This window comes from Shewanella sp. 10N.286.48.B5, from assembly GCF_002874355.2.
Taxonomy (GTDB): Bacteria; Pseudomonadota; Gammaproteobacteria; order Enterobacterales; family Shewanellaceae; genus Shewanella.
The window spans coordinates 214,161-232,249 of sequence record NZ_MCVG02000004.1 but is presented as its reverse complement, the minus strand read 5'-3'; the positions used below and the strand labels follow the sequence as shown (position 1 = coordinate 232,249).

Here is an 18,089-nt window from a genome sequence, read left to right as displayed (position 1 = left end):
CACTAGGGGTGCTCATTTGTACTGCATAATGTCAACCATGGGTAAAGCCATAGAGCATTGCTTAAAGCACGAGTAAGCTTACTTAAAGTAAAGCTACCAAAATGCTGTTTTCTGTAATCGATTTTCATCGTCACAGTCAGGCTTGTTGTTAAGCTAAGCTTTAGCGGTGAGCTAAAAATCAAAAAAGGAGGCGATATTGAGTATACAGTAAAAACCATGTCTTTTACCTAGATTTAGCCTTTACCGAGCTTTGGCTTTTAGCTCGATTTAGCTATAAGCACCGCTAGAATATTGTAGTTCATAGCTGTGGCTATAAATTTCGATGATATTTCCGAATGGATCTTCCATATAAATCATGCGGTATGGCTTTTCACCCGGGAAGTAATAACGTGGTGCTTTCATACGTTTTTTACCGCCAGCAGCAACAATTTTTTCCGCTAATTCTTCAACGTTTGGATCTTGAACTGAAAAGTGGAAAATACCAGTTTTCCAATATTCAAAATTATCTTCAGGGTTTTGCTGATTTTTAAATTCAAACAGTTCAAGGCCAATGCGATCGCCCGTAGACATGTGAGCGATTCTGAAGCGTTCCCAGCCTGCGCCAAATACGTCGGTACACATAACCCCGATTGCACTGTCATCTTCTTTTACTTCGGTAGGCTCCATGATCACGTACCAGCCGAGGACTTCACTATAAAACTTAACCGCTTCCTCTAGATTAGGTACTGACACCCCGATATGAGAAAAAGTACGTGGGTATGGATTATTGGTATTGAATTTATCATTACCCATTGCGCCAGCAACCTTGGTTGGCTCAGTGCCAGTGGCTGCCATAACAGAGGCGGCAGTGCTGGCTGCAATCGCTGCTGCAACACCCGCGCCCATTGTTTTTAGTATGTTTCTGCGGCCTAGGTTTAAGTCGTTACTTTTAGCATTGCTGCTGTCATCGTGGTTGCTCATAGTGCATTTCTCATTAACTGGTGTAAATTTGATGCGCGCATTGTATACAGACAAGGTTTTAATGAAAAATTATCAATAATTATAGAAACAATAAAATTATGTAATGTTGGTTTGCTTTGAGTGACGTATTAACCCTATGGGTTAAATAAAGATCATGAGCAGGTGCCTTCATGGGTAAGCTTGCGGCTGTTAACTGCTTTTAATGATAAAGCGCTTTCTATTTGTGGCTAATCTGGTAGATATAGTTTTTAGCTTACTGTTTGCGACATAGAAGCGCGAACGGCTTACTGTAGTGTTTTAGCCGTCATACTCATTTAAAGGTCATGCCCCATTATGAAATCTGTATTCGATTATTTACGCTTAATATTATTTGTTTCTGGGGTATTACTTGGGGTGCAAGTGCCTGCTTTTGTTGATCAGTATGGTCAGCGATTGCAAGCTCATACCCAAGAAGCAAAATTGAGTTTAGCCGAGTTTGAGCAAGATGCAGATCGATTTTTTGCTGGTGATATTCAACAGCTCATAGCCCATTATCAGCATAACCCTGACCAAGTGTTTAGTGCTGGTGGCGACAGTATTCAAGCCATTTATCAACGTTATCAGTTGCTAAATGGGGCACTTATGCAGTTCAATCAAACGGCTTTTAGTGGTTTTGAACAGGTGGCATTTGAGCCAATGAAAGATATACGCCAAGAGGTATGGCACAACTTTAGCCATACCATCATGCTCGATACACGGGCGATAACCATAGGTTTAGTGCTCGGTTTTTTATTATCACTGATATGTGAACTTTGTTTGCTGGGTTGTGGCAAAGGCTGTCGACATGCATATCGAGCACTAAAACCGATATCGGTTAAAGTGAGCTCACAATAAGCTCAAGGCGAACAACAGCTAAAGCCCATACAGTTACTCAGTGTTTGTAACGCCGCTTTAGCGCTATGCTGTTGAGCACATTATTCAATAAATAAGGATTTACCATGATTGAACAAGGACACACGTTACCGGCAGGCACCTTAGGCGAATTAACCGCAACAGGCATGGTAAGTCATGATGTTAGTACGTTATTTTCTGGTAAAAAGGTGGTGTTATTCGCTGTACCGGGTGCTTTTACACCCACTTGCTCAGAAGCGCATTTACCGGGTTTTGTGGTGCTTGCTGATCAACTTAAAGCTAAAGGGGTTGATGCCATTGCTTGTGTATCTGTCAATGATGCCTTTGTAATGAAAGCCTGGGGGGATGCGCAAAATGCCAGTGAACTCATGATGCTAGCAGATGGCGATGCAAGTTTTACCAAAGCATTAGGTTTAGATATGGATACCGCAGGCTTTGGCGGTATTCGCTCCCAGCGTTATGCGATGATTGTCGATAATGGTGTGGTAACCAGCTTAAATGTGGAAGCGCCAAAGTCTTTTGAAGTCAGTACTGCAGAAGCGATATTGAGCGCTCTGTAAAACTGCATGTAAGAATGCTTCTATCAGCTTGGCTGATTTGTATGCCTGAGTTGTAGCTATGAGTCGTCAATTAATGAAGCCAGCGCTGATGTCGCTGGTTTTTTTATTTGGCTTATACTGAATTGCTATTTTTCTAATCACTCAAGGATAAAAGAGTCGAAAAACATTGATCTAAATCAAATGCATGTTTAATATCTATCAAAACATGCATTATAAATACATATTAGAGGTTGTTTATGTTAGATCAACATACGATTGACGTTGTTAAAAGCACCATTCCCTTATTAGAGTCAGCTGGTCCTGCGCTGACGACGCATTTTTATCAACGTATGTTTGAACATAATCCCGAGTTAAAAGATGTATTTAACTTGACCCATCAGCATTCTGGCGGACAACCGCTTGCCTTATTCAGTGCGGTGGCCGCATACGCAAAAAATATCGATAATCTTGCCGTGCTAGGCTCAGCTGTTGAGCGTATTGCTCATAAACACACAGGTTTCTTAATCAAGCCAGAGCAGTACGCCATTGTTGGTGGACACCTTTTAGCGACACTTAAAGAACTCGGCGGTGATGCCGTGACTGAAGAAGTGCTGACCGCTTGGGGTAATGCATATGGCTTTTTAGCGGATATCTTTATCAACCGCGAAGCACAGCTTTATCAACAAACAGCGGCTAAAACTGGCGGCTGGGAAGGCACACGCCGCTTTGTGGTTCAAGCGAAAACGCCCGAATCCTCGGTTATCACTTCATTCCTGTTAGCACCAGAAGACGGTCAGCCAGTCGTCGAATTCACTCCAGGGCAATACTTAAGTGTGTCGCTTGAGCATGAACAGCTTGAGTATACTGAAATTCGTCAGTATTCATTATCAGATGCACCTAATGGCAGTACGTACCGCATTAGTGTTAAGCGTGAACAGGGCGGTAAAGTATCTAATCTGCTCCATGATCATTATCAGCAAGGTGATGTCATTGAGGTGGTTGCGCCAGCGGGCGATTTTTCGCTGATAGCAGAAGAAAGCCCTGTGATACTGATTTCAGCAGGTGTGGGTCAAACGCCGATGATGAGCATGTTAAACCAGCTTATTGCTCAAAAATACGCAAATAACATCACTTGGATACATGCTTGTGATAATGGCGCAGTACATGGCTTTAAAGAGGTAATTAAGGCAAAGACAATCGCTAATGAGCAGCTGCAAAGCTATGTTTGGTATCGTGAGCCAGCAGCACAGGATTTACCAGCAGAAGATTTTGATTTTGAAGGTACTGTAGAACTCGAAAAAATCGCTGAGCATATGTTACCCAATGGGCAATATTACTTCTGTGGTCCTATTGGTTTTATGAAAGCCGTTAAGCAGCAATTATTAGCGCTTAATGTGCCAGAATCACAACTGCATTATGAAGTATTTGGCCCTCATGCTGATTTATAATGGCTGAGGCTTAACTAAAAAAGCGACTCTATGAGTCGCTTTTTTTTATGCTTATTTTTGGGTATTAATGACGGCTAATAGGTAGCCACACTTGGGCATGCAGCCCGCCTTCTGGGCGGTTTTTAAGGAGGATTTTACCGTGATGCCTATCGATAATACGTTTAACTATCGCTAACCCTAACCCTGAACCCACAGAGCCTCTAGCGCTATCGCCTTGGGTAAATGGCTGGAATAGTTCATCAATTTTAGTTTCATTAATACCAGGGCCATTATCTTCAACAATAAAGCTGACGTATTTGGCTTTATGGATTGAGCTAATTTTTATCCAGCCGCCACCGTAGCGAAAGCCGTTTTCAACAAGATTACTTAATACCCGTTTAATGGCCACACTTTGAAAGGACACCATAGGGCCTTCTTGCAATTGCAGCTCGATATCACCTTGTCGATGCATTTCTTGTTGGGCGATTTCGCGAATAAGGCGGTTGATATCATTGGGTTCCCGGGCGCTTTCTTGGTCATGGCGCACATAGGCAATAAACTGATTAATGATGTCGTCCATGTCTTCAATATCGGTGATGATGCCATCTTTTAGATATTGATCTTCTTCCACCATCATTTCAGATGCTAGGCGAATACGAGTCAGTGGTGTGCGTAAATCGTGGGAAATCCCCGCCATCAATAGCGCGCGATCTTGCTCCAACTGCTTCATGCTGTGAGACATTTGATTAAAGGCGTGAGTCACTTCAACGATTTCAGAAGAGCCGCTTAAGGGCAATGGCGCAGGAAATTCCCCTTTTGATACTGTAAAGGCCGCTCGCTGTAGGCGTTTAAGTGGTTTATTAAGACGCCGAGCAAATAACCAGCCTCCAGCGACACTTAAGGCGCCAATAACCAATAAATATAAGGTCAGTGGCGATAAATCATTTTCGTTTAGGCCAGTCAGCGGTACTTTAATCCACACCGAGGTGGCTTGAGGTGGACGGATCCACACTTCTAACTGAGTCCCTTGGGAAAAGCGCACTTCTGCTTCTCCGCCTAAATACTCAGACATTTGTGCAGATAAAAATCCATAGTAGGTCGCACTGTCTACCCCAGCTTCAATGGCGCCTTGTTGGTTATAGACTTTCATCTCATCGTCACGCACTTTGGCGTTTAGGGCATCGACAATGGTGAGGTGTTCACGGCTGATCTCTACGCCATCAATAAATAATAAGTTGATTTGCCGTGCGATCAGTTGATTGATTTGTTCGTAACTGGGTTTAATGAAATAAACCGTCACCGATAAGTAAGACACCAGCTGATTAATCAGTAGCAAGCTACCAATTAATAGTACGGTTTGACTGAATGAATTACGTGGCAGGAAACGCTGCCACCATTTCAGTTTTATGGCTTGAGCTTGGCTAATAAGGCTTAACCTCGAGCGGTGCCGTCAGGCACGAACACATAACCTAAACCCCAAACCGTTTGGATATAGCGGGGATTAGCAGCATCGACTTCAATTAAGCGGCGCAGACGGGATACTTGTACGTCAATTGAGCGCTCAAGTGCAGAGTAGTCACGGCCACGGGCAAGGTTCATTAGTTTGTCCCGCGATAGTGGCTCCCTAGGGTGTGAAACCAACACTTTTAATACCGCAAACTCGCCACTGGTTAAGGCAATGCTTTTATCTTCATGAAACATCTCACGAGTGGCGAGGTTAAGGGAAAACTCACCAAAGCTAATGACTTCTTCTTGTTGCGCTGGCGCACCTGGTGCTTCAGCCGTTTGACGGCGCATAACGGCTTTAATACGTGCGAGCAATTCCCGCGGATTAAACGGCTTAGGTAAGTAATCATCAGCGCCAAGCTCTAGACCAATAATACGGTCAACTTCGTCGCCTTTGGCGGTCAGCATAATAATAGGAATGGGATTTTCTTGTTGGCGTAAGCGGCGACAAATCGATAATCCATCTTCACCGGGAAGCATTAAATCTAACACTAACAGGTGGAAGTTTTCTCGCTCTAATAAGCGGTCCATTTGCTCGGCATTTGCTGCACTGCGAACTTGGTAACCTTGCTCCAGCAGATAACGTTCCAATAATGATCTGAGTCGCATGTCATCATCGACAACGAGAATTTTAGATGTTTCTTGGCCCATGACATATCCTTTGGCTAAATTTCGGCACTAAATACAGTTATTAAGCTAAATATAGCGACTTTATAAGAGTGCAAACAAGCGCTGGATGAATTGTTTGCTAATTGTGAGGGGTAATATGATCAATAACAAGGATTAAGTCTATGAAAAAAAGTGATTTTAATGGCATTAAATTGATTAAGGGAAATTGTAACTAAATCAGTTTTTACGCAATAAGGTTGAACAGGAGTCAATCACGCCATCATCATTACTGTCCAATAAAAAAATAAGCTGGTTATCGTGCAGCTTAATATTAAACGCGGCAGCGGCGATATCATTTAAGCGGTTAAAGCCGATTTGTTGGTTATCATCGTATTCAGCTTGAAAGTAGACTTCGCCTGAGTCCATTTGGTGTTGATATTGACCCCACTCCATGCCGGTATTTTCATCATCATGATCCAAGTTGATTTGTAATTGCACATACAAGCCATTATTGAGCATCAATACCGCAAATAAATCATCGAACTCCTGATTGTACCAATAACCTTCAATACTTTGAGCCTGCAGCTGATGATATTCAATAATGACATCAATTGAGCTGTCGCTTTGGGAGTCCATATTGAGCTGTAAGCGCTCGGCACTGGCACTGGCATTGATATAGACATGGCTTTTACTACGGTCAGTGAGTAATGTTATCAAGCCTTCTGCAGGATTATTACTGAAGGTGGGGTTAAAACTAATGATCAGCGGTAAGTCAGCAAAGTTGCTGCTTTCAGATAAGGTATAACTGCCCCATTCGGCAAAGCTATTTTCAGGCTGGAGTAGGTCAAGCCCCAGTTGCAGGTAGGAGCCGTCTTCATTGATTTGTAATAGCTCAATGTAATCTGTTTGCTGATTGAGCCAGTTACCGACAATATTTTGCGGTACATAGCTCAGCGCCATTAGCTTAAAGCTAACAACAAGCAGTCCAACAGCCCAAAAGATTTTACTGTACATAAAAAATCCTTTTATTCATCTTATTCAAAGCTCGCTTCCATGCAGGTATTAGGGGGAGAATGGACTTTTGCTTGAAAGCTCAGCGATTTGGCTATAGACAGTACTATTATCAGCGCTTGAACCAAGATTAAAAACTAAGCGCTAAAGCACTATATATCGTTAAGGCCAGCTAAATAAATACAACTTTAAGTCTAGTTAAATATATCTATAGGGCAAATTTTAGTCGCTAAAACAGCCTTAAACTGCATGCTTTGCAGTGCAAAATTCTACTTTTGTTTGAGGCTTTGAGGTTTTCTATTAGCTAAACGGTGTAGGATATTTTATTGATATACCAATCTTGGGGGCCATTGGGGGTGGGAACAACGGCATCATCATCGACTTCTTTTTTCAATAATGCTCGTGCCATGGGTGAATCAATGGAGATATAGCCCTTGGCATCGCCGTAAATTTCATCGGGGCCGACAATACGAAATGCCAAGGTGTCGCCAGCATCATTCTCAATCTCGACCCAAGCGCCAAAGAACACTTTACCTTCTTGCTCAGGGGCATATTCAACCACTTTTAAGTTTTCGATACGCTTACGTAAAAACCGCACTCGGCCATCAATTTGTCGTAATAAACGTTTATTCTCTTTGTAGTCAGCGTTTTCGGAGCGGTCACCAAGGCTCGCCGCCCAAGTCACTTTTTTGGTGATCTCAGGGCGATATTCACGCCATAAATAGTTCAGCTCAGTTTTGAGTTTGGTCATCCCTTCAGGGGTGATGAGGTTGGTTTTCACGTAGTTAGCCTTAATAACGAATTCAGTGATTATCGCTTTAATAACAGCGCGTTAATAACAGCGCGTCGATAGCGGCGTATTGAGAACATGGCCGACATCATAAACTCAATATACTGTGATTTGATGCTATCGCCAATCACATAAAGCCGTGCGAATAGAATGGACTTAATTGGTGATGATTTTTAGCGCACATTTTAACGTTAGCATTATCAACTCAGATGAGTTACTTAAGGTCATTTATAACGTTAGTCATATGGCCAATAAAGAAAACTAATATCGCTTACCCATGTTGCCCTTGGGTTTATTAGTCGAGGAGGTTATTGGCTGTCCACCTAAAAGCATATTGGGGGAGGTAATGTGTGCTGAAGGCAATGAAGAGATATTTACTTCAGTGCCGTATTTGCTTCTTAACTCATGGATCAAGCCGAAGTCTAATGCGCCTTTTGGACAGGCATCGACGCACAAAGGTAGGCTCTGTTGCTCGATTAGCTCGAAGCAACCGTCGCACTTCACCATCACTTTACGTGTTGGGTCGAGTTGGGGCGCTTCATAAGGGCAAGCACGGGCGCAAGAACCGCATCCAACACATGTCTCTTGAGCAACATGAACTAAGCCATCTTTGGCACGTTTATGCATCGCCCCTGTTGGGCAGGCCAATACGCATACTGGTTCGCTACAATGGTTGCAGGATACTGATAAATAATAGGTCGAGATATTGGGTTGTTTTGATAATGCCGTAGGAATGCGTTCATCGCCATATTTATAGACCCGTCGAGTGCTGACGGATTTTTCCACATCAAATTTTTTATTACACACGCGATGACATTTTCTACAGCCAACACATTTACGTGTATCAAAATAGAATCCATATTGGGTAATTTCTGCAGTCATAGGCTTGTTGATAATACCAGTTATAGCGCGGATAAAGAGTAATTAACGTGATGCTGTATTAGCTATGCTACATGGAAATGTGGTGATTTTTTGGGTTTTATTCTATGACCCTACTTAGGTCACATTAAATACGATTATTTATGCTAAAAAAGCTAGCCAAGTATCAATATACTTGGCTAGCTAATTGGCTTTATGACGTCTTAAACTTCAGAGAAGTTGACGATTTCACCATCACGACCGCCATTCACATTCGCTTTAATAATCAAGTTCGGCGATGTAATGCTTTCTGGTGGTAAAGGTGCAATGTGGCCATCACCATTACCATATTTAGCGCGGAGGTTGTCCATGGTGTCAAAGTCCATTGCACGTAACGGGCAAGAGTCAATACACATTGGATTTTTACCTTCAGCTAGACGCTCATAACAACCATCACACTTGGTCATTACTTTACGTTCTTGGTCTAGTTGTGGCGCATCATATGGACATGCTCTAGCGCAGCTATTACAGCCAATACATAAATCAGTTGCCACGTGCACTAAGCCATCTTCACGACGTTTGTGCATTGCCCCTGTTGGACAAGCTTTTACACAAACAGGCTCAGAGCAGTGATTACAGCCAATTGAGGTGTAATAAGTGAATACGTTTTGCTCTAGGCTACCGTTTTGGTTTTCAACCCATTGTCCGCCGCCATATTCATATACACGGCGCCAGTTGATACCGACTGGTAAGTCTTTTCTATCTTTACAAGATACTTGGCACGCTTTGCAACCAGTACACTTAGCAGTGTCGAGATAAAAACCATATTGGATATTAGTGGTCATTGTTATTTACTCCATTAAGCTGTTGCAATTTGTACACGGTTGGTATGTTGTGGGTTACCTTTAGTCACCGGAGTTGGGTGATACTTAGTTAACGTATTAATGCAGCCCCCAATATCGATGATGTGACCTGAGTTACCAATACGGCCTGCAGGATCTGGGGTATACCAAGCGCCTTGACCAACCATTGCCACACCTGGTGCCACACGTGGTGTGACACGAACAGGCAATTCAATTGTGCCGCGATCATTCCATACTTGTGCTTTTGCCCCTTGGGTAATACCTCTGGCATTGGCATCTTTTGGGTTCATCCATACTGCATCTTCAACCGCTTCACGTAACCAAGGTACGTTGTGGTAGCTTGAGTGAGTACGGCCTTTAGTATGGAAACCACATAGCTGTAATGGGTAATCTTTCGCTGCTTCTTCATCTTCGAAGCCATCCCATGTCACTACATATTTTGGTAGCGGAGTAATTTCATCGCCATCAAGTAAGGTCCAAGTAGCGGCTTTTTTAGCTAAAGACACTGAGTAGATTTCAATTTTGCCACTGATGGTAGGTCTTGGTGCTGCAGCAGGATTAGCTACATAGTCTTTTAAGGCAACAACAGTGTTAGCCATATACTTTCTGAATAAGCCCACTTCTTGCGCTTCGCCATAGGTAGCTGGCATATCAACATCAGTATTTGCAGCGCGGGTACCAGCGTAAATCTCTTCACACCAATCACGGCCTGTTTTACCTTCAGTATATTCGCCGCCTTTACCCATTTTGTCTGCAATACCAGCACAGATGTCATACATTGATTTTGCATCACCTAGCGGGTTAAGCGATGAACTCATCATGGTTGCATAAGCCATTTGACCTGATGCATAGCTGTCATCGGCAAGATCTTCTGACTCAAGCCAAGTGGTATCAGGCAGAATAATATCGGCGTATCGAGCTGAAGGCGTCATCCAGCAATCACAAACAACAATCAGCTCACATTTACTCTCATCAGCGAGGATTTCAGCGGTGCCGTTACTATCAGAGTGTTGGTTGATCAAGATGTTACTTGAAGTATTAATGATCACTTTGATGTTGCTGTTTAACTTGGCACTGTTGTTGTCTTCGATTTCATTTAAGGCGTTGCTAGCGTAACGAACGCCGTCAGTGGTGCCAGTAAATTCTTCACCACGGACAATGGCATCAGACCAAGAGAAACAAGGAATGGTAATATCAACTGGGTTGTTACCAGCTGGCAAACCACCACCAAGTGGGAACTGGTTGCTTGATGGCATGGCACCGGTGCTAACACCCGCTTGGCCGAGTTTACCCGTCATAATAGAAAGCATATAAACTGCGCGAGTATTTTGGTCACCGTTAGCATGACGGCTGACACCTGCGCCGGCAGAGATGTATGGAGCTTTAGCATTCATTAACTTGGTTGCAAGTTCACGAATGTTGTCAGCGGTAACACCACAAATCTTTTCAGCCCACTCAGGGGTGCGAGCGCCTTGTCCAAGGTATTTACCCATACCCATGATGTAGTCATGGTAGTTGTCTTCAGGGTTAATATATTGTGCGTGCTCACGCTTGTTTTGGTCTTGTTCAACTTCTAGTTCGGCTTTTAGTCGCTCAAGTGACGCTTTGCTATAACCAACACAATGGCTTTCTAAGAAAGCTGCAGAGTTATCGTTAACCCAGCCAGTATCAATCATGTGGTGAATAACGGCTTCAGCAAGCGCTGCATCAGTACCCGGACGAACAGCTAACCACTTGTGTTCATTACCACGCATTGAGTCGGTATAGCGCGGCTCAACCATATACACTTCGATACTATGTTTGTTATTTTCAAGCGCTTTAATGAAGTCATAGCCTTCACCAGAACCTGATTGACGAATTTCGTTTGGATTAAAACCAAAACCAATGAATAAATCACTGTTTTCGATTTCAGCCAAACTTGAACCACCAATCGAGTCCCATTTGTCGCCATAAGTGGCCATTGCCGCCATGTAAACTTGCGACCATGAATAATCCCAATGATGGTTTAAGAATCCACCATTTAGGTTAAGTAATCGACCCCAAGTGGCAGCATTGTTTGCAAAACCGTAGTAGGCGCCAGTTCCATAGTTAAAGTAGATTGACTCGTTGCCATGTGTACTTGCTGTTTCTTGTAGTTTCGCTGCAATTTCTGCGTAAGCATCGTCCCATGAGATAGGTACAAACTTACCTTCGCCACGTTTGCCAATACGCTTCATTGGGGTTTTTAAACGATCCGGCGCATAGGTGCGTTGCTTTAAAGAGCGGCCACGGGCGCAGGCACGGATTTGGTGGTTAACCCCGTATTCGTCAGTGGTTTCGTGATCAGCTTCAATGCGGGTAATGACTCCATCACGGCTAAATACTTTAATTGGGCAGTTTGAGCCACAGTTAACCAAGCAGGCAGACCAATTCATTTGCTCATCAGCCACAGGTGGCGGAGTTGGGGTGACATTGGCATCATCTGAACTGGTTTTACAACCGGTTACCGTTGCTGCACAGCCAAGTGCTGCACTCGCTTTTAAAAAACTTCTACGTTCCATTGATATATCCTCTCGTAGCATTAACGATGCGTCTTAGCGCAATTGGTAGGTAAACGACAACATCACTTGGTGCGCGTTGTAGTTATGGTTGATATCGCCCAGAGTAATCATCCCCGGAATATCATTGACCCCTACGTTGGCTGCATCGGTATCGAAATAGCGTTCATAGCGGTAAGTTAATTTCAGTGCCATTTGCTCGCTCAAGGCGTAATCGGCGTACATACTGGCACTGTGGTTGTATGAGTAATAATCCCCATACGGATTCATGGTTTCGGCGGTGACATCAGTGTTACTGACAGAGTTACTAAATAAGTAATCCACCCCTAAGGTGAGCTTGTCTTGCATTAAACCGCTATAGCTTGCGCCTGCGCCTAAGTTGATAAATTCATCTTCAATATCAGCCATCCAATCAGCTGCGCCAAAGCTTTGGCTGCCTGCTTGATTGGAGTTAATCCATTGCTGTCCAGCAAACACGTAACCATCAACATGCTGATTAAAGGCGATGTTAAGGTTAGCGTCATAACCGTAATCTTCTGATTCAGTCAGGCCGATTTGGGTATCGTCATACTCGTCTTGGGCATAACGGCTGCTGATATCCAGACTCATCCAGTTGATAGGGCTGTAGTTCACCTTTAATTCAACGGCGTTGCGGGTGCGGTCAGCTAAGTAGTACTTGCGCAGTAGGGCGTTATTTTCAGATGAGGTCAGCTCATTGGCTTCATAGTCAGAGCCACTGCGATTAGCGTGCTCGGCTTTAAGGTTAAAATTAACCTTGTCTAAGGCGCGGACATTGAATTTTAGCCATAGGTTGTCGTCATTTGTTTGCTCGCGGTCACTGAAGGTACGCTCCACTTCTTTGCGGTCGTAACCTGCTTGTAAGCGGTAGCCACTGGCGATGCGGTAACTGGCATTGACTTTATAGGTGTTACGTTCAATATCTTGCGGGGTATTTTGTCTAAAGGCCCCGGTTAAGCTATTGAAGTTGTATTGGGCAAATTCAGCGGTTGAGCTTTTATTATCACGCTTACTGTAATCAACGCTGCCGCCTAAACGTAAACGGTTAGTGAGCATCGAGGTCAGCGCAAAACGACCATCAAGGGTGTCAATTTGACCATCCCAGTTTTGCAACGGGTTGCCGGTCATTTGAATGAGATTGTCATCCTGAATCATTCGTCCAGTGACGATGCGGCCATTCATGACGGTGCGATTGAGCTGGTACTGACCTGATAACGCCACCTGATGGGCTTGGTTATCTGGGGCTGCTGAGTACACATCATTGGCGTAAGGCAGGCTTAAGTGGTCGATATTATTTTCATAATAACTGCCAAAGTAGCTCAACTCAGTGAGCCAGTTTTCACCAGATAAGTTCACCCCAGCATCTAACTGCTTAGTGCGAGAATCGGTGGGTAAGCCGAAGTTAATCGGGCTTGGTGATACCAGGCTGGCTGATTTATGGCCGGTTTTATCTTCTTGGCTGTATTTCACAAAGGCGCCATAGAAGTCTTGACCGTACTCCATGCCGAGGGCCACTTTTTCGCGGCGCTGAGCTAAGTCGAAGCTGTTGATGGCATCAGATGGGGTTAACATGCCATCGTTGTGCCATAGACTACTTTCTACATCACCGGCTTTATAGGTTTTAATCGCATCATAATCGAGGCTAAATTCATACAAGCCCGCTTTACCGCCAGACACGTGAGCAAAGCCATTATCCATGCCTAGCTGATGGGCTTGGATACGGGCTTGATAACCTGACTCACTGTTAAAGCGCACATCACCACTGACGGCAGCAATGCCGCCATCTTTGGCAGTGCCTAAGGCATTACCAGCGTGAATATCGCCGATGTCGTTATACCCGGCAGCAACACTGACTTCACCGCTATAACCGACTAGGTTAGTGCAGCGTTTACATTCATATTTATGGGTATTAACCGCGGCGGTATTGGCGTTGCCAACCCCGAAGTTCGCTGCCATGCCAGAGGTCGATACCGCCAGCAGTGACAGGGTAATAAGATTCAATTTAAATGACATAATCTTGCTCTCCATTAGCGTTGCAGCAGACTGCCAGCTGGGTGATTAGAACCATGAATTTGGCTATGACAGTTAAGGCAACTTTTTCCACCACCAAAGGCATCCATTCCCGGCTCTGTTACAACGCGAGAGGCGTGACCATCTGCGGCATGACATTGCTGACATAACTGCGGTGCGCGGTTATCAAGCATATTGTCGTTGACGCTGCCGTGGGGGTTATGACATGAGACACAGCTTTCGGTGACTGGCGCGTGTTCCCATAGGAAGGGGCCACGTTTTTCAGCGTGACAGCTATAACAGGTGTCATTAACGGTTGGTTTAACTAAGGCGTTTTCACTCATTGAACCGTGGGGAGCATGACAATCAATACAGGTCATTTGGTCCCATTTCATTGGGTGTGATGAGCGCTTGTTCATGTCGGATTTTTCTTGGGTGTGACATGAAGTACAAGTGTCATTAACCGACAGTTTATCTAATGCAGGATCTGTGGCTGCGTGAATGGTGTGACAATCGCTACAGGCAATTTCTTCAAGATTATGGGTGCTGGTATGCCACGCCATTTGCTCAGGGTCGTTATGGCAACCTTGGCAAACGGTATTTTGGGTTGGGGCAGACAATTTGCTGTCTTTACCAAAAGCAATCATCGGCTCTTTACCGCCGCGATTATGCTGGCCTTGTGGGCCATGACAGGCTTCGCACTGTAACCCTGCCATCGGTGATTGACTGTTATTACCTTGACCGTGTACGCCGTCAAATATGTCCATGACGGTTTCATTTTTACGGTGACAGGTTAGGCAGTTGTCGGCGCCTTTAGGGGAGTAGTTGCCTTCAGCGAACTTCTCAACTAACTGTTGTTCTAATTGTGTTGAACTGAGGTCATCCCATGGGGTGGCATTAGCTGTTAAAACGCTGCCACCAAATAACAACAAGGTCAATAATCTGGAATAACATTTACTATGTTTCATCGTGGCACCTTAATAATTTTAACCAATCTACACATACCAGTAACTAAATATATTTTACTTTTTACCTGTGTATATTTCGCCTTTTATCGTTTTCTAAAAAAAACATTGTTTGAACTCGGTCACAAACAATTTAAATGTAAAAGCAAAAAATAATGGTTGTTTTATAGTATTCACAGGAGGTGTCTATGATTAAATTTTTAGTAAGACCAGCTTTAACAGCTAAAGCAATCTTAAATTATTGCCAAGATAATAATGTTATATTGCCAGAAGAGTTTGATGTAATAAGAAGTTTGTCTGATGATGATTTAATCAGTAGCAGTGCTCCCATTAAAATGTTGGAATGTATTGAGCAACAAACAAATAACGCAGAGTTTTTTAGCGAACTAATGAAAGTATGCACAGACACTTGGCTGCAAGCATTTTATCGAATGGCACCCCCGAGAAATGATGCCGATATGGCTTCTCAGCTGGTTGATTTTTATGAAAATATTCATGGGATGAGAATTAATCACAATTGGAGTTTAGTGGAAACGAATGAGACAGTTAGTTTAGTCTCTAAGTCTGCTTTACATGGGAAATTTAATGACTTATTGCTTTATAGTTTTTTAATTAAAATGATGAGTCAGCCAAATATTTCTGCCACAGGAACGATAACAGCAGAGTTCAGTTTAAAGAGTGAAGAGTATTTAAAGTATTTAGATTTTCCTGTTGATACAAAATTCGGCACGAATGATACAAATGTGGGTAAGTTTGTGTTTTCTGTTTCTAAGTTGTGTGATAGTAAAGTTTATAATCCGATGTTTCTAAGTAAAAGAATTACTGATTATGATTTGCTTATAGCGGCAAGTAATATGATCCCAATTAATAAGCTTAATATTTCTTCTTTGGCATTTATATTAGGTATTTCACCACGTTCATTAACAAAAGTGGTTGAAGAAATGGGAATATCACTTAAGACATTAATTAATAATGTTAAATATAAAAAAGCGCGCAGATTATTAGAAATGAATAATGGCAATATTAAGCTGACCGCGTGTGATTGTGGTTTTACCGATCAGGGCAGATTAACTAAAATCTTTAATCAAACTATGGGCATTTCCCCAAGTGAATTCTTGCTTACTAAATAATACCTTAGCTGCCGATGAGTGACTGGTGAATCCGTTAGTTATTCACCAGTGGAGCCGCATTTGCTACAGTCCTAATCACTTCAACTAGTATCACTTCAACTACTATCGTTTCAACTACTATCGCAGTTAACATTTACCCATATTATATTGCTGTTTACGCTGTTGCTTGCGCTCAGATTCTAAACGCGCCATGGCGGTTAACACTCGTTGGCTGTTGTCTTGTAGGTTTGAGTTGGCGTATTGCGCATCATCTCTAATGGTTTGTGCATAATGCACTGCCAACGACATAATTAACTGCTCAGGTTGTGTCAGCAGTTTATGTTCCAGCTCCTTAATAAACATCAATAAAAAGCACTGAAACAAGGTATCAAAAACCTGCTCCATATCCATGCTGTAATGTTCATTTTTAGGCTTGGGCGGTAATTCGATCATCGCGGCGATGAGGCTGCACACTGTCGAGCAAGGCGTTGCGCCGACAAATAACTCACCAATGGCCTTATCTTGGGCAAAGTACAATTGTAATTGCTGGGCAAAGTCTGCTTTGTTCCACTGCTGGGCGACGGATCGAATGACACTCATAAGCTTTTCCTACTAGCGAAATAAACGCATTGGCATTGGGATGATATTTAATGTCTTAGCTAATACGTTTTCAAAATCGCTTGCTAGTAGGGCGATACCTTTATAGAAATCGGTTTCAGCATGTTTTATAGCGAGTTCGTGACAGCGACCTGACCATGGCAACATGTGTTGTTGCAATAACACCATAAGCGCTTCTTTAGCTGGCTTATTGTCTGGCTCATCAATTAATTGCTGCAGTAATTGATCGATAACCGCATAGAACAAAGCGATATGGTCTACGGGTTGGTTAAATTTCAACTCGAAGCTAATGCCTAATTGCTTGTAAAAGTTCATTAGGCTAATGGTCGAGTCGTCATTGAGGATTTGTTGCTCGCCTAGGTAAGTTGAGCCCCAAGGCATAGCATTAGGCTCACCGGGACCAAAATAGAGCTGGCCGTAATCAAGCTTAATGTCGTTGATTTGTTCAGGGTGCCATTGTGAGAAGAATTGGCCTAATAATGACTTACCTTGCTTATTGGCCTCAGAGTCTTGTAGTGCAGGCCAAGTCAGGTTTAATTGATTGCTGACAAAATACTGGATTGAATCCTCGGTTGGATAGTCCAATAAAACGTTATGCAGTAAACGTGCAATAGCTTGTAGCTCTAAGTAAGCATCATGAGTAGTCGCGTCTGTCATTATTTCATTCCTGTTAAAAGGCGCCCCGAAGGGCGCCATTATTTAGTTATACTTCTGCAAAATTGAGAATGTCACCTTGTTGGCCGCCATTTCTATTCGCTTTTATTATTAAATTAGGTGAAGTAATACCTTCTGGTGGTAGGGGTGCGATATGGGCATCACCATTACCATATTTAGCTTTAATGTTTTCAACGGTATCAAAGTCCATTGCGCGCATTGGACAAGAGTCAACACACATAGGCTTACGGCCTTCTGCTAGTCGGTCGTAACAGCCATCACACTTGGTCATCACTTTACGTTCTTGGTCTAATTGCGGTGCATCATATGGACAAGCTTTGGCGCAGCTACTGCAGCCAATGCATAAGTCAGTTGCCACATGGACTAAGCCGTCTTCACGACGTTTATGCATCGCACCCGTAGGACACGCCTTAACACAAACAGGCTCACTACAATGGTTACAGCCAATTGACACATAGTAGCTAAACACATTTTGCTCAAAAGAGCCTGTGCTTGGGTCTACATTCCAGCTGCCACCGCCGTATTCATAAACACGACGCCAATTAACGCCATTTAATGCAGGTACACCGCCTTCTGTTGGCTTATCGCCTTCGCGAATAATGCCACTTTGACGGTCTTTACAAGAAATATGGCAGGCTTTACAACCTGTACATTTAGTCGTATCAAGGTAGAAACTGTATTGAGTTGATTCGGTCATGGTAGC

17 protein-coding genes are annotated in these 18,089 nt (G+C 43.3%); 4 read left to right on the top strand and 13 right to left on the bottom strand.

Translation table 11 applies throughout. The features are described 5' to 3' along the window. Positions 1-267: 267 nt before the first annotated feature. Complete coding sequence (locus tag BCU57_RS19950; RefSeq protein WP_076538443.1) at positions 268-792, bottom strand: lactoylglutathione lyase family protein; 525 nt, start codon at positions 790-792, stop codon at positions 268-270. 501 nt (positions 793-1,293) lie between these two features. Here BCU57_RS19950 and BCU57_RS19945 point away from each other — a divergent pair. The 3 genes from BCU57_RS19945 to hmpA all read left to right on the top strand — a co-directional run bounded on the left by BCU57_RS19945 (position 1,294) and on the right by hmpA (position 3,838). Continuing rightward, on the top strand, positions 1,294-1,833 hold the full coding sequence (locus BCU57_RS19945) for a DUF2937 family protein (protein ID WP_102439408.1): 540 nt from the start codon (positions 1,294-1,296) through the stop codon (positions 1,831-1,833). Between the two features lie 104 nt (positions 1,834-1,937). Beyond that, complete coding sequence (locus BCU57_RS19940) at positions 1,938-2,411, top strand: peroxiredoxin (RefSeq protein WP_102439409.1); 474 nt, start codon at positions 1,938-1,940, stop codon at positions 2,409-2,411. Between the two features lie 236 nt (positions 2,412-2,647). After that, on the top strand, positions 2,648-3,838 hold the full coding sequence (hmpA, locus tag BCU57_RS19935; protein WP_102439410.1) for an NO-inducible flavohemoprotein: 1,191 nt from the start codon (positions 2,648-2,650) through the stop codon (positions 3,836-3,838). A 64-nt stretch (positions 3,839-3,902) separates the two neighbouring features. Here the strand turns inward: hmpA and envZ are convergent, their stop codons facing one another. From envZ to BCU57_RS19890, 9 genes are all read right to left on the bottom strand, one after another. Next, positions 3,903-5,225 carry a two-component system sensor histidine kinase EnvZ gene (gene envZ / locus BCU57_RS19930; RefSeq protein ID WP_102439411.1) on the bottom strand — a complete coding sequence of 441 codons (1,323 nt, stop codon included), beginning with the start codon at positions 5,223-5,225 and terminating at the stop codon, positions 3,903-3,905. A 23-nt stretch (positions 5,226-5,248) separates the two neighbouring features. Further along, entirely contained in the window at positions 5,249-5,974 is a 726-nt protein-coding gene (gene ompR / locus BCU57_RS19925) for a two-component system response regulator OmpR (protein WP_102439412.1), read from the bottom strand. Between the two features lie 195 nt (positions 5,975-6,169). After that, on the bottom strand, positions 6,170-6,946 hold the full coding sequence (locus tag BCU57_RS19920) for a hypothetical protein (RefSeq protein ID WP_102439413.1): 777 nt from the start codon (positions 6,944-6,946) through the stop codon (positions 6,170-6,172). 301 nt (positions 6,947-7,247) lie between these two features. Continuing rightward, entirely contained in the window at positions 7,248-7,724 is a 477-nt protein-coding gene (greB, locus tag BCU57_RS19915) for a transcription elongation factor GreB (RefSeq protein WP_102439414.1), read from the bottom strand. Between the two features lie 270 nt (positions 7,725-7,994). Beyond that, entirely contained in the window at positions 7,995-8,615 is a 621-nt protein-coding gene (locus BCU57_RS19910) for a 4Fe-4S dicluster domain-containing protein (protein WP_102439415.1), read from the bottom strand. Positions 8,616-8,815: 200 nt separating this feature from the next. Next, positions 8,816-9,436, bottom strand: coding sequence for a DMSO/selenate family reductase complex B subunit (locus BCU57_RS19905; protein WP_102439416.1), 621 nt, complete (start codon positions 9,434-9,436; stop codon positions 8,816-8,818). Positions 9,437-9,450: 14 nt separating this feature from the next. After that, positions 9,451-11,994 carry a DMSO/selenate family reductase complex A subunit gene (locus tag BCU57_RS19900; protein WP_102439417.1) on the bottom strand — a complete coding sequence of 848 codons (2,544 nt, stop codon included), beginning with the start codon at positions 11,992-11,994 and terminating at the stop codon, positions 9,451-9,453. Positions 11,995-12,027: 33 nt separating this feature from the next. Beyond that, entirely contained in the window at positions 12,028-14,022 is a 1,995-nt protein-coding gene (locus tag BCU57_RS19895) for an MtrB/PioB family decaheme-associated outer membrane protein (RefSeq protein WP_102439418.1), read from the bottom strand. 14 nt (positions 14,023-14,036) lie between these two features. Continuing rightward, positions 14,037-14,987, bottom strand: coding sequence for a DmsE family decaheme c-type cytochrome (locus BCU57_RS19890; RefSeq protein WP_102439419.1), 951 nt, complete (start codon positions 14,985-14,987; stop codon positions 14,037-14,039). Positions 14,988-15,172: 185 nt separating this feature from the next. Here BCU57_RS19890 and BCU57_RS19885 point away from each other — a divergent pair, with 185 nt between their 5' ends. Further along, positions 15,173-16,114 carry a helix-turn-helix transcriptional regulator gene (locus BCU57_RS19885; protein WP_102439420.1) on the top strand — a complete coding sequence of 314 codons (942 nt, stop codon included), beginning with the start codon at positions 15,173-15,175 and terminating at the stop codon, positions 16,112-16,114. Between the two features lie 126 nt (positions 16,115-16,240). Here BCU57_RS19885 and BCU57_RS19880 read toward each other — a convergent pair whose 3' ends face one another. From BCU57_RS19880 to BCU57_RS19870, 3 genes are read right to left on the bottom strand one after another with little or no spacing between them, the layout of a single operon-like run. After that, positions 16,241-16,693: a hypothetical protein gene (locus tag BCU57_RS19880; protein WP_102439421.1), complete on the bottom strand. Its 453-nt coding sequence runs from the start codon at positions 16,691-16,693 to the stop codon at positions 16,241-16,243. Positions 16,694-16,705: 12 nt separating this feature from the next. After that, complete coding sequence (locus tag BCU57_RS19875) at positions 16,706-17,368, bottom strand: molecular chaperone (RefSeq protein ID WP_102439422.1); 663 nt, start codon at positions 17,366-17,368, stop codon at positions 16,706-16,708. A gap of 46 nt (positions 17,369-17,414) precedes the next feature. Beyond that, entirely contained in the window at positions 17,415-18,083 is a 669-nt protein-coding gene (locus BCU57_RS19870; RefSeq protein ID WP_102439447.1) for a DMSO/selenate family reductase complex B subunit, read from the bottom strand. Positions 18,084-18,089: the final 6 nt, after the last annotated feature.

What these genes read in the sequence shown, in the direction of transcription:
- ompR (WP_102439412.1), bottom strand. Translation starts at nt 5,974, where the DNA reads ATGGGCCAAGAAACATCTAAAATTCTCGTTGTCGATGATGACATGCGA.
- BCU57_RS19905 (WP_102439416.1), bottom strand. Translation starts at nt 9,436, where the DNA reads ATGACCACTAATATCCAATATGGTTTTTATCTCGACACTGCTAAGTGT.
- BCU57_RS19950 (WP_076538443.1), bottom strand. Translation starts at nt 792, where the DNA reads ATGGGTAATGATAAATTCAATACCAATAATCCATACCCACGTACTTTT.
- BCU57_RS19910 (WP_102439415.1), bottom strand. Translation starts at nt 8,615, where the DNA reads ATGACTGCAGAAATTACCCAATATGGATTCTATTTTGATACACGTAAA.
- BCU57_RS19885 (WP_102439420.1), top strand. Translation starts at nt 15,173, where the DNA reads ATGATTAAATTTTTAGTAAGACCAGCTTTAACAGCTAAAGCAATCTTA.
- BCU57_RS19890 (WP_102439419.1), bottom strand. Translation starts at nt 14,987, where the DNA reads ATGAAACATAGTAAATGTTATTCCAGATTATTGACCTTGTTGTTATTT.
- BCU57_RS19880 (WP_102439421.1), bottom strand. Translation starts at nt 16,693, where the DNA reads ATGAGTGTCATTCGATCCGTCGCCCAGCAGTGGAACAAAGCAGACTTT.
- BCU57_RS19900 (WP_102439417.1), bottom strand. Translation starts at nt 11,994, where the DNA reads ATGGAACGTAGAAGTTTTTTAAAAGCGAGTGCAGCACTTGGCTGTGCA.
- BCU57_RS19895 (WP_102439418.1), bottom strand. Translation starts at nt 14,022, where the DNA reads ATGTCATTTAAATTGAATCTTATTACCCTGTCACTGCTGGCGGTATCG.
- BCU57_RS19870 (WP_102439447.1), bottom strand. Translation starts at nt 18,083, where the DNA reads ATGACCGAATCAACTCAATACAGTTTCTACCTTGATACGACTAAATGT.
- BCU57_RS19875 (WP_102439422.1), bottom strand. Translation starts at nt 17,368, where the DNA reads ATGACAGACGCGACTACTCATGATGCTTACTTAGAGCTACAAGCTATT.
- hmpA (WP_102439410.1), top strand. Translation starts at nt 2,648, where the DNA reads ATGTTAGATCAACATACGATTGACGTTGTTAAAAGCACCATTCCCTTA.
- BCU57_RS19920 (WP_102439413.1), bottom strand. Translation starts at nt 6,946, where the DNA reads ATGTACAGTAAAATCTTTTGGGCTGTTGGACTGCTTGTTGTTAGCTTT.
- BCU57_RS19940 (WP_102439409.1), top strand. Translation starts at nt 1,938, where the DNA reads ATGATTGAACAAGGACACACGTTACCGGCAGGCACCTTAGGCGAATTA.
- BCU57_RS19945 (WP_102439408.1), top strand. Translation starts at nt 1,294, where the DNA reads ATGAAATCTGTATTCGATTATTTACGCTTAATATTATTTGTTTCTGGG.